Raw genomic sequence first — 10,370 nt, forward strand, 5'->3', positions numbered from 1 at the left:
TTTAAACCTTAGAAATTTCGGCTAGTTCGAAATTATAACCGCCAAAGCCCTGCCCGCCCGAGCCTAAAAGCGCGATCGTGCCCTTTAGCTCCTCATCCAAAATAAATTCTTTTTCCAAATTTAAATGCGGCGTTTTGATGCGGACGCGATCGCCGCCCTTGATCTTTGCGACCATACAAAAATACCTTCCGCCGATGAACCGCTCGTCCGCATCGTGTTTGAAAACCACGGCGCCGTCGAAATTCTCAGGCTCTTTAAGGGGGCTTAAATTTGCCCGCTCTTGCGCGCCCAAATTCGCTCGCTCGCCGCGTAAATTTAAAATTTTAACCCCAAACTTCGCCGCTATGAGAGATAGAAAGGCTTTGATATTTTCGGCATCGGGATGAGTTTTAACGAGCGCATCGTCGATCAAAAGTGCGTCGCAGCCGCTTTGCAGAAACTCCGCGATCTGCTCGATCTCCTCCTCGCCCACGCTGCTTTCGCCGCTTAGATACTCCAGATCCAGATCCGCGAAATAGGGCTCGTCGCAAAAACTAGCGCAGATTAGCGCCAGCACGAAGCTTTGCGCGCCAATCTCGCATTTTATCAACTCGCCTGGAAGATGCGGGTCTTGTAGCGGCGATACGCTTAAAATTTCAGCGTTCTTAAAACCTTCTGCGAGCGCGGGATTTTGCAAACTAAGCAGCGCCGCGAAATTTAAAATTTTCATCCTCTCCCCTTTTTGGCGACGACCATCCAATCGACTTGGTTATAACGAATCGAGCTTAAAAGCGTGGAATTTAGCCCCTCCACCAGATCTGCGCTTTTTTGAACCGCGCTGAAATCGCCCATCTCAAACATAAAGATCATTGTCTCGCCGCGAGCGGAATTTTTTAAAATTTCGCCCATACGGTTTAAAAATTTATCGCCCAGATGCCTCAAATCGTAGCGTTTCATCGATCCACCTCGCCTAAAATGATATTCGTGCTGCCGATGATCGCCGCGGCGTCGGCAAGATACTGCCCGGGTAAAATTTCTTCATAGACCGCGCAGTGCCAAAAGCTCGGCGTGCGGATCTTAAGGCGGTAGGGGCGGCTTTTGCCCATCGAACGGATATAAAATCCAAGCTCGCCCTTAGGACTCTCGCTCGCGGCGTAAATTTCGCCCACAGGCGGGCGCAAGCCCTGCGTAACCAGCACGAAATGCTGCATCAGCGAGTAGTTTTGCGTCATGATCTGCTCTTTGCTAGGATTTACGTAAGCGGGATCGATCGCCAAAATTTGCGGATCGCTCAGCGGATAGTGCTTCGCGCACTGGCGCAAAATTTTAAGGCTCTCGCGCATCTCCGCCATATAACATTTATAACGCGCGTAGCAGTCGCCCTCGCTCGCATACGGCACGTCGAAATCAAGCTCGTCATAGATGAGATAGGGCTCTTCTTTGCGGATATCCCACGCATGCCCGCTAGCACGCAAGCTCACTCCGCTACAGCCGCAGCTAAGGGCATCTTCGTGCGAGATCACGCCCACGCCCTCGGTTCGCATCAGCCAAATTCTATTCGTATCGAGCAGATCTTCAAATTCTTTAATGTCGCTCGGAAAGTCGTCGCAAAATTTCAGCATCTCTTCTAACCAGCCGTTAGGCAGATCCAAAAAGACGCCGCCGATTTTGATATTATTGTGCGTAAGGCGCGCGCCGCAGTATTTTTCTATGAGATCAAGTATGTATTCGCGCGAGCGAAAGCAGTAGAGAAATACCGTCATCGCGCCGATGTCAAGCGCGTGCGTACCCAAAAACAGAAGGTGCGAGCTGATACGATTAAGCTCCAGCAAGATCGTGCGGATGATCTGCGCGCGGCGCGGCACTTCGATGCCGCAGAGCTTCTCGACCGCGGCGCAAAAACCGTAGTTGTTCGAGCCCGATGCGACGTAATCGATGCGGTCTGTTACTGGGACGAACTCCGCGTAGATCATATTTTCTGCCATCTTTTCGATGCCTCGGTGCATGTAACCTACGCCTGGGCGGGCGCGCACGATTCGCTCGCCGTCAAGCTCCAGCACTAGCTTTAGCTGGCCGTGCGCGCTTGGATGCTGCGGACCGAAATTTAAGATCATATTCGCGCCCTCGCGCTCGTACTCGATGTTTTCTAAAAATGGTCTTAGCTTACTTGGATTTTGCATTATTTTCTCTTTGTGATGATCTTGTAAATTCCGCGTTTAGCGCGTTTTACGAAGCGCACGCCGCCCTCTTCTTGGTATTCTTGTAAAATTTTTTCTTGCGGCCGCGTCTCGCCGTAACCGCCCTCGTGATAGAGCCGCGTAAAGTTAAAGGTATCTTTTTCATCCACGAATGCGGAATTTCGGTTTTCTTCGCCGATCCGTTCGCGTGCGCCAACCCCAAAAATTTTATCCACCTCGTACCACTTAGCAAACTCGTCACCTTGCAACGGATAGGACTTCAAAAGCGGGTGTCCGAACCAATCATCGGGCATTATTAGGCGCGCCAAATTTGGATGATTTTCAATCCAAACGCCCATCATATCGTATAGCTCGCGCTCCGCCCAGTTCGCGCTTTTGTAGATGCCCGCAGCGCTTTGTAAAAAGCTCTCATTCGGCACGAAACACTTTAGCCGCGCGCGACGCGCTCTTTTGATATCCAAAAGCTGATAAAAAACCTCGATGCCGCCGCGAGCCTCGGTAAAATCCACGCCGCTTAGCTCGCATAAAATTTCATATCCGGCACTCTTAAGCGCGCGTAGCGCCGCTAAATTTTGCGCAGGCTCCACATAGAGCACAAGGGTGTTAAATTCCACGTATGAGTTTAAAATTTGAATGCCTTCAAGCGCGTCCAGATCGTCTTTAAAATCGCTCGCGCTTGCGTCTAGCTTCTGCGTCTCCTCGGGGATGAAAAATCTATCTTTGTAGTAATTTTTCTTGCTCGCATCGTTTTTCGGGCTATACTTTCTCATCAGATCAGCCTTTTTGCCTTTTGTGCGCGGCGCGGAGTTTGGGTGCGGATCTTTTTTTGCAGCACCATCAGCGCAAACTGCAGCGTCTCGGGGCGCGGCGCGCATCCAGGCAGATAGATATCAACTGGCACTATGCGGTCGCAGCCCTGTACCGTCGCGTAGGTATTAAACATCCCCCCGGTATTGGCGCAGCTGCCCATGCTGATGACCCATTTGGGCTCGGGCATCGCGTCGTATAGACGGCGCGTAAACTCGGCGTGCTTTTTGCTAAGCGTGCCTGCGATTATCATCACATCCGATTGCTTGGCGCTTGCGCGAAATATCGTGCCGAAGCGGTCAAAGTCAAATCTGCCCGCACCCGCCGCCATCATCTCGATCGCACAGCAAGCAAGCCCGTACGTCATCGCCCACAAGGAGTTACTCCTGCCCCACGCGATCAGCTTATCGACGGTGGTGAGAACTATGGGAAGTCCGTTTTCGCGCGCGTAGTTTATCTTATGCTCTGCCAATTTAGCGCTCCTTTTTTCCAGGCGTAGATGAAACCGATGCCTAATAATACGATGAAAAACGCCATCTCCACGAGCCCGAACACGCCTAAAATTTTAAAATTTACCGCCCACGGAAACATAAAGATAATCTCGACGTCAAAAAGTATGAAAAGCACGGCTATCAAAAAAAAGTGGGAGTTCATTCGGTTAGGCTGTTTGACGGCCTCGGGTCCGCTTTCGTAAATTTCGCCCTTTAGCCGCTCATCGCGCCTGTCTGCTAAACGCGAGCCTACCAAAGAGGATAGTTTAACGATGAGCGAAAAGACGCAAAAAGCTAGGATTAGCATTACGAATATTCCGAAATACGGGCTTTGCAGCGGAATTCTAGACATTTTTCGCCTCGGTTTTAAAATTTAATGCGGATTGTAACGAAGTATTGATTTAATAAAGCTTAGCGCGCGCCACTAAATTCGCTTTTAAAAGTAAAATTTAATATACCTCTCTCGTGCGATTTAGTGGGGATTAAGGCGCGTGTGGTAAAATTTCGCGGATTTTAAGGGAGAGCTATGAAATCTAGCAAGATAAGTCTCATTTTCTACGGCATATTCTGCGGCGTAACAATCTATTTTCTTATCTGGGGATTCGGTTTTATAGGAAGCGGCGATAAAATGCTATTTTTAGTTTCGGTATTTTTGGGCATCTTTATGGCCTTTAATATCGGCGGAAACGACGTGGCAAATTCCTTCGGCACTAGCGTTGGAAGCGGCACTCTTAGCATCGCGCAAGCCCTTTGTATCGCGGCGGTATTTGAAGCAAGCGGCGCTGTAATCGCAGGCGGCGAAGTAACTTCGACGATTCGCAGCGGCATAATCGATCTTAGCAAAATGGACGTACATCCGAGAGACTTTATCTACGTAATGATGAGCGCGCTTTTTGCGGCGGGCGCGTGGCTGCTTTTTGCCAGCAGAAAGGGTTTGCCCGTATCCACTACTCATGCGATCATCGGCGGTATCGTGGGCTCGGGGCTTACGCTAGGCGCCCTGCTTAATACCGCAGAGACTTCCGCATTGTGGCTAGTGCAGTGGGATAAGATCGGTAAAATAGCTATCTCTTGGGTACTCTCGCCGATTTTGGGCGGAGTGATCTCCTTTGGAATTTTCTGGCTCATCAAACATTATATTTTGGATTACAACCGCTACGCTCAAATAAAGATCGACCGCATAAAGCGCGAAAAAAAATCCCTTCGCAAGCTGCACAAAAAGACCTTCGAGACCCTGGATGACATTCAAAAGATCGCCTATGCAGAGGCACTAAATCATGATATTTACGCGATGCGCGATCCCGATTTTGATCCAAGTGAGCTGGATAGCGAGTATTATAAAAAGGTGATCGAGCTTGACGCTAAAAAAGAGAAGCTCAAATCCCACAAGGCCCTAGAGTACGGGATTCCAGCCGTAGCGGGCATCGGTGCTTTCGTAATCTCTGCGATGTTGATATTTAAGGGGCTGCATAATCTAAATTTCGGGCTTACGAATTTTTACAACTACCTAATCATCGGTATGTCGACGCTGATTACCTGGCTTTTGATGTTTATTTTCGCTAAAACCCTACGCCGCTCAAATTTAAACAAATCCGCGTTTTTGATGTTTAGCTGGCTGCAGGTACTCACCGCTAGCGGCTTTGCCTTTTCGCACGGCAGCAACGACATCGCAAACGCCGTGGGTCCGTTTGCCGCTATCATCGATACGATGGCTACGAATAGTATCAATCCCTCCACTCCCGTGCCGCAGCAGATTATGATAATGTTCGCAGTAGCCCTCATAGCGGGGCTTTGGTTCATCGGCAAAGAGGTAATCGCCACCGTAGGCACCAATCTTACAAAAATCCACCCGGCCTCGGGCTTTAGCGCCGAGCTCGCAAGCGCCGTCGTCGTCATGGCGGCATCGGTGCTGGGGCTGCCGATCTCCTCGACCCACGTGCTAATCGGCGCTATTTTAGGCATCGGCTTGGTAAATCACAGCACGAACTGGTCGCTAATGAAGCCGATCGGGCTAGCGTGGATCATTACCCTACCCGTCTCGGCGCTGCTTTCGGCGTTTGCATTCGTGCTTTTGCGCCACGTATTTTAGGCTAAATTTAAAAATCCGCTCTCTGAAATTTTAAAATTTCGCAAAATTCTACGCAGGCTAAATTTTAAAATTTTACGGCGCCGAAGCGAGTAAATTTTACAGCTCCTCTTGCGACGCATAACCGCGCAAAACTAGCTCGCAGTGGCGCAGATCCCGCCCGCACGCCTTTGAAAATTTAATAAAATTTTAGCTAAAATCGCGCTTTTAAATTTAGGAAAGCTATGAGTAAAATCGAAATTTTCAGATCCACCCTAGCCGTGATGATGGGCTACGTGCCGCTGGGGCTGGCGTTTGGCATCTACGGCATCAGCCAAGATCTGCCCGTCTGGGCGCTGGCGCTAACCTCACTGCTAATCTACGCAGGCAGCGTGGAGTTCGTGCTGATCGCCTTCATCGTAACTCACGCCTCGCTCGTAGATACCTTCGTCGTGGCGTTTTTGCTAAATTTTCGCCATTTTTTCTATACGATGTCGCTGCTGGACGAGCTGCGCTTCGTGCGTCATAAAATTTACGCCGTGTATGCCCTTACGGACGAAACCTTTGCGCTGCTAAAAGCGCGCGCTTTTTTGCGCCCCGAGGAGCTTAGCGGCGAGCGACCCGTAACGCCGCAAAGACTAAAAGAGCTTGATCTGCTCTATAATCTGACCGCGGTTTTAAATCAATCCTACTGGGTTGCGGGCGTCGTTGCAGGGGCTGTTTTGGGAGCAAGCTTGAAGCTTGATTTTAGCGGGGTCGAGTTTAGCCTGACGGCGCTTTTTGCGATGCTAACCTATGAGGTTTTTAAAGCGAACACGCAATACAAAGTGCTATTTCTGGGCTTTGCCTGCGCGTTTGCGGGGCTTTTTATCTTTCCTGCAAAATACTTTTTATTCGGCACTCTGATTTTCGGCACAGCGGTATTGCTGCTCTTTCGCAAATACTTCGAGCGGCCTTCGCGCGCGGGACGCAGGCTGCAAAAATTCCTAAAAAGGGGTAGGTAGTGGAAATTTTGCCCTATATCTTTCTAGCCTCGCTCGCTACGATTTTAACGCGCTTTTTGCCGCTGCTGCTTTTCAAGAAAAAGACCGCGAGTCCAAATCTGGCGTATCTGCAGAAAAACTCGGGGCTTTTGATAATGGTCGTTTTGACGATCTACGCGCTTAAAACGATGCTGCCTAGCTTTTCGGGCGAGCGGGCTTTTAGCGCGGACGTCTTGCAAACGGCGGCGCTGCTATTTTGCCTGATTATGGCGTTTGTCGTGCATGCTAAATTTCGCAATTCGCTCGTTACGATAGCGCTTCCTACGCTAATATATATGGCGGCGCTACGCTTTTTATTGAATTCTTGATAAATTTATAAGTTAGTTTTCGATAAACTTCAAAAATTAATTTTTAAGTTTAAAAAAGGTTAAAGTTTTATGAATTTTATCAGTCAAATGGTGCATAGCTTCGCTAAAAAATACGCCGCCGAAACTATGCAAAAATCTCTATATAATTCCCTTAGAATCGACATCACGCAGGAAAATATCGCTAAAATTCCAAACCCCGATAAAAAATATATGCTCTACATGCATGTGCCCTTTTGCCACACATTTTGCCCGTACTGCTCCTTTCACAAATACGCCTACGAGCGCGGTGCGTGCAAGGCGTATTTCAGCGCTCTACGCACCGAAATGCAGCGCACGAAGGACGCGGGCTACGACTTTGAGACGCTTTACGTAGGCGGCGGCACGACGCTCATCGACGAGGACGAGTTAGCGCGCACGCTGGAGCTTGCCAAGTCGCTTTTTAGCATCAAAGAGGTTTCATGCGAGAGCGATCCTAACCACATCGAGCCTGAGAGCTTGCTGCGATTTCGCGGGCTAATAGACCGCCTAAGCGTGGGGGTGCAGAGCTTTGATGATGATATTTTACGCAAAGCTTCACGCTATGACAAATTCGGCTCGGGCGAAATTTTGCAAGAAAAGCTATCCCGAGCGGTCGGAATTTTGCCGATTTTAAGCCTGGATCTGATCTTTAACTTTCCGTTTCAAACGCGCGAAATTTTACTTCGCGACATTGAAGCGGCAAAAGCGGTGAAGCCCGAACAGATCACGCTGTATCCGCTGATGAAATCGCCTTTGATGCGCGATCAAATAGCACGGAGCCTCGGCGTTAGCAATGTAGATCACGAGGAGGAGTTTTACTCCATCATCTGCAAGGAATTTGCAAGCTGGCACCGCAGCAACGCATGGGCCTTCGCTCGCGAAAAATCAAATATGAGCGACGAGTATGTAGGCACGAATCACGAATACGTAGGCATCGGAAGCGGCGCGTTTAGTTTCTTAGGCGGCAGGCTTCTCGTAAATGCGTTCAACCTCGAAGAGTACGCAAGCAGAGTGCATAAAAACGAAAGCACCGTCATCGCCACTTGCGATTTTAGCAGATCCGAGCGCGCGAAATACCTCTTTTTGACCGAGCTTTTCAACGGCGAGATCGATATCGCTAAATTTAACGCCGCAAACGATATAAATTTGCGCCGCGAACTGGGTAGAGAGCTTAGTCTGCTAAGGCTTGCAGGAGCCGTGCGGATCGAGGGCGAGATCATCCGTACGACGGAATTCGGCGCGTATCTGTGCCTTGTTTTGATGAAGGAATTTTACACCGGCATGGACAAGGTGCGCGCGGCGTTTCGCGACGATGCGAAGATCAAGCGCGCAAAACAGCTCATCATTATGGACGAAAGCGAGTCCGCCGCAACCGGCGCGACAAAAAGCGAGATAGCGTCGTAAATTTTGCGCCAGACCGCTTCGGTTAATGCTTGGCGCACTCGCGACTTGAGCGCAAATACCGTTTATGTATTTAAAACACAAACGAATTTTTGATTTCAAAATTTAGGAAACGCCGCAATGAAACGCAGAATGATCAAGCTATTCATTTTATTTCTGTTTTTTGTCCTTGTATTTGAGCTCGTCGGCAATCTTTTTAACTTCGGTCGCTTTCCGTTTCATAAAAGCTGCGAGGCGTTTATGATGATAAACCGATATGGTAGCGGCGATTCAAACGATAGGTGCATAATGCAACTTATGGAGCAGGGCAACAAAAGAGATCTTTCGCTATATTACTATAAAACTAAATTTAATCTTGAGGAGCCATTGTCTGAACTGGACGAAAAAGCTATAAAATTTTTAAATATTCCGAACTCGAAGATAATCACCGTAAATAAAGACGGCGTAGAAAAGAAATTTCTAATAAGCGATTAAATTTAAATAGCAAAGAAGCTTTGCTTCAAACGCAATATTCAAGCCCAATGGATCGGGAATTTTGAAATTTATGAAATTAAAGGAGGAGCAATGAGTAATCTAAAACTCATACAAAACTGGTACGCTTCCAAATGCGACGGAGAATGGGAGCATGAATATGGCCTTACGCTAGAAACGGTCGATAATCCCGGTTGGTTGATTAAAATCGATGGCGAGAGCGGGAAAAAGCCGATCAAAATAAATATCGATAGAGATGACGAGGATTGGTTTTTCATCAATGCCACGGAAAACGAACTCAAAGGAAGTTGCGGAGCCGAAAATTTAGAGGAATTATTGGAGCATGTAGTAAAATGGCTAACGGATTAAAATTTAGCAAGGCAGATAAAGGAGCTTAGATGATCGAAGTCGAGATAAAAAACGAATCTTGCAAAAAGACCGAAGTTACGCTTGCAAATATCGAAATTGTTAAGGACGCCGTAAAGGAATTCGCCTATAAAAGCTTTAAGGGCAGTTATCTGTTTTTTGATATTTACGGCGAGATAGATAGGGATTTCCGCGTGCTTGGAGCAATCGGCGAAGGAGATGAAAACAATATCCGAAAAATAGATCTTAAAAAATATGAAAAAAGCTCCTTAGGCGCCACCAACATATCGCAAGATATAGAGGGCGTGGAATTCTGCACCTATTTCAAGCTGGATCAAAGTGAAATTTTAAAGCAAATATTATATTATATAGCCTATGAAAGATTTGAAGGCGGCTATTACGCAAAGGGTAAATTTATAGGCAAAAACAGAGACGATCTTATTTTTATCGGTATCTGCGGCGATGTAAAAAATTGCGCCGAAATAAAGAGCGTCGATTTAGATGAAATAATAAAAAGTATGCCCAAGCTCTCGGAATCAAATAATTTTTATATTAGCGAGTTTATATGAGACCGCTAATGGATCAATAAGATAAATTCTATCGGCAACCGATTAAATTTAAAAAGGAGATACTATGAAATTTAAAATTTTGAAACCGAATGAACTATACGGCTGGGTTTTTAACAAAGATGAAGAACTTTATAAGGCTTTAGGATTTGATTGCTGGATGGATTCGTTTATTCGCATATTAGCTCAAATTCCCGGTACCAGAAAAAAAGATATTTTAGATTACATTGAATATGAAATCTTTGATTGGTACGAATGGTTTGAACTATATGGTATTATACAAAGCGACTATAAGCTAGCGGACGAAGATAATCCTGAAATTTCAGCCTATCCGACATACGCGGGAGAATACTTCGGAGTAATGGGTCAGCTGTTTTTAGGGGGTATGATAGACTTCGGCATAGAGGGCGAAAATTTAAGAAAGAAATGGGCTGACTTCGATACGAATTTATCCAAGATCGATCTAGGTATGTCGCTTTATGAGAAGTGGATCTATTTTAGAGATAATTTCTTTTTTGGATATAAATTTTTAGAGGAGGACAAAATAACTCCCCAAGCAGAGATAACTTGGAAAGACCCTGACACATGGAGCAGATATAGCCATTGGATGTGTATGACTAAGGCGGGCAAAGAGTATCGTGATAAAATTTTAAAGCC

General features: G+C 47.1%; 13 protein-coding genes and 1 pseudogene. 8 read left to right on the forward strand and 6 right to left on the reverse strand.

Annotated features, from left to right (window positions below; translation table 11 throughout):
• Position 1: 1 nt before the first annotated feature.
• The 6 genes from Q0198_RS00170 to Q0198_RS00195 are packed head-to-tail and all read right to left on the reverse strand — an operon-like array spanning position 2 to position 3,827.
• Entirely contained in the window at positions 2–709 is a 708-nt protein-coding gene (locus Q0198_RS00170) for a hypothetical protein (RefSeq protein WP_297893608.1), read from the reverse strand.
• On the reverse strand, positions 706–936 hold the full coding sequence (locus tag Q0198_RS00175; protein WP_177386790.1) for an NADH-ubiquinone oxidoreductase subunit E family protein: 231 nt from the start codon (positions 934–936) through the stop codon (positions 706–708). Before Q0198_RS00175 ends, Q0198_RS00170 begins: the two co-directional genes overlap by 4 nt.
• Positions 933–2,159 carry an NADH dehydrogenase (quinone) subunit D gene (gene nuoD, locus Q0198_RS00180; RefSeq protein ID WP_297893615.1) on the reverse strand — a complete coding sequence of 409 codons (1,227 nt, stop codon included), beginning with the start codon at positions 2,157–2,159 and terminating at the stop codon, positions 933–935. The genes Q0198_RS00175 and nuoD overlap by 4 nt, the downstream gene beginning before the upstream one ends.
• The gene (locus tag Q0198_RS00185; protein ID WP_297893618.1) at positions 2,159–2,947 is read right to left on the reverse strand and encodes an NADH-quinone oxidoreductase subunit C; all 789 of its coding nucleotides are present in this window, start codon (positions 2,945–2,947) and stop codon (positions 2,159–2,161) included. The genes nuoD and Q0198_RS00185 overlap by 1 nt, the downstream gene beginning before the upstream one ends.
• Positions 2,947–3,456: an NADH-quinone oxidoreductase subunit B gene (locus Q0198_RS00190; protein ID WP_297893620.1), complete on the reverse strand. Its 510-nt coding sequence runs from the start codon at positions 3,454–3,456 to the stop codon at positions 2,947–2,949. Before Q0198_RS00190 ends, Q0198_RS00185 begins: the two co-directional genes overlap by 1 nt.
• The gene (locus Q0198_RS00195) at positions 3,438–3,827 is read right to left on the reverse strand and encodes an NAD(P)H-quinone oxidoreductase subunit 3 (protein ID WP_005869774.1); all 390 of its coding nucleotides are present in this window, start codon (positions 3,825–3,827) and stop codon (positions 3,438–3,440) included. The genes Q0198_RS00190 and Q0198_RS00195 overlap by 19 nt, the downstream gene beginning before the upstream one ends.
• Positions 3,828–4,001: 174 nt before the next feature.
• On the opposite strand from Q0198_RS00195, the gene Q0198_RS00200 reads away from it, so the two are divergent.
• From Q0198_RS00200 to Q0198_RS00235, 8 genes and pseudogenes are all read left to right on the forward strand, one after another.
• Complete coding sequence (locus Q0198_RS00200) at positions 4,002–5,564, forward strand: inorganic phosphate transporter (RefSeq protein WP_005869776.1); 1,563 nt, start codon at positions 4,002–4,004, stop codon at positions 5,562–5,564.
• 221 nt (positions 5,565–5,785) lie between these two features.
• Complete coding sequence (locus tag Q0198_RS00205) at positions 5,786–6,544, forward strand: AzlC family ABC transporter permease (protein WP_297893623.1); 759 nt, start codon at positions 5,786–5,788, stop codon at positions 6,542–6,544.
• Positions 6,544–6,891: an AzlD domain-containing protein gene (locus Q0198_RS00210; protein ID WP_297893626.1), complete on the forward strand. Its 348-nt coding sequence runs from the start codon at positions 6,544–6,546 to the stop codon at positions 6,889–6,891. The genes Q0198_RS00205 and Q0198_RS00210 overlap by 1 nt, the downstream gene beginning before the upstream one ends.
• A gap of 69 nt (positions 6,892–6,960) precedes the next feature.
• A complete protein-coding gene (locus Q0198_RS00215; RefSeq protein ID WP_297893627.1) occupies positions 6,961–8,313 on the forward strand; it encodes a coproporphyrinogen III oxidase family protein in 1,353 nt (450 codons plus the stop codon).
• 117 nt (positions 8,314–8,430) lie between these two features.
• Positions 8,431–8,784: a hypothetical protein gene (locus Q0198_RS00220; RefSeq protein ID WP_297893628.1), complete on the forward strand. Its 354-nt coding sequence runs from the start codon at positions 8,431–8,433 to the stop codon at positions 8,782–8,784.
• A gap of 90 nt (positions 8,785–8,874) precedes the next feature.
• Positions 8,875–9,150: an Imm53 family immunity protein gene (locus Q0198_RS00225; RefSeq protein ID WP_297893630.1), complete on the forward strand. Its 276-nt coding sequence runs from the start codon at positions 8,875–8,877 to the stop codon at positions 9,148–9,150.
• Positions 9,151–9,179: 29 nt separating this feature from the next.
• A complete protein-coding gene (locus Q0198_RS00230; protein ID WP_297893640.1) occupies positions 9,180–9,716 on the forward strand; it encodes a hypothetical protein in 537 nt (178 codons plus the stop codon).
• 64 nt (positions 9,717–9,780) lie between these two features.
• A pseudogene (locus tag Q0198_RS00235) lies at positions 9,781–10,370 on the forward strand (hypothetical protein); the annotation flags it as partial.

The sequence above is a fragment of the uncultured Campylobacter sp. genome, assembly GCF_938045205.1.
In the GTDB taxonomy this organism is placed as follows: domain Bacteria; phylum Campylobacterota; class Campylobacteria; order Campylobacterales; family Campylobacteraceae; genus Campylobacter_B.

Excerpts from the sequence above, each read along its gene's own strand:
- Q0198_RS00170 (WP_297893608.1), bottom strand. The coding sequence starts at position 709 with ATGAAAATTTTAAATTTCGCGGCGCTGCTTAGTTTGCAAAATCCCGCG.
- Q0198_RS00225 (WP_297893630.1), top strand. The coding sequence starts at position 8,875 with ATGAGTAATCTAAAACTCATACAAAACTGGTACGCTTCCAAATGCGAC.
- Q0198_RS00230 (WP_297893640.1), top strand. The coding sequence starts at position 9,180 with ATGATCGAAGTCGAGATAAAAAACGAATCTTGCAAAAAGACCGAAGTT.
- Q0198_RS00200 (WP_005869776.1), top strand. The coding sequence starts at position 4,002 with ATGAAATCTAGCAAGATAAGTCTCATTTTCTACGGCATATTCTGCGGC.
- Q0198_RS00185 (WP_297893618.1), bottom strand. The coding sequence starts at position 2,947 with ATGAGAAAGTATAGCCCGAAAAACGATGCGAGCAAGAAAAATTACTAC.
- Q0198_RS00205 (WP_297893623.1), top strand. The coding sequence starts at position 5,786 with ATGAGTAAAATCGAAATTTTCAGATCCACCCTAGCCGTGATGATGGGC.
- Q0198_RS00195 (WP_005869774.1), bottom strand. The coding sequence starts at position 3,827 with ATGTCTAGAATTCCGCTGCAAAGCCCGTATTTCGGAATATTCGTAATG.
- Q0198_RS00220 (WP_297893628.1), top strand. The coding sequence starts at position 8,431 with ATGAAACGCAGAATGATCAAGCTATTCATTTTATTTCTGTTTTTTGTC.
- Q0198_RS00175 (WP_177386790.1), bottom strand. The coding sequence starts at position 936 with ATGAAACGCTACGATTTGAGGCATCTGGGCGATAAATTTTTAAACCGT.
- Q0198_RS00215 (WP_297893627.1), top strand. The coding sequence starts at position 6,961 with ATGAATTTTATCAGTCAAATGGTGCATAGCTTCGCTAAAAAATACGCC.
- nuoD (WP_297893615.1), bottom strand. The coding sequence starts at position 2,159 with ATGCAAAATCCAAGTAAGCTAAGACCATTTTTAGAAAACATCGAGTAC.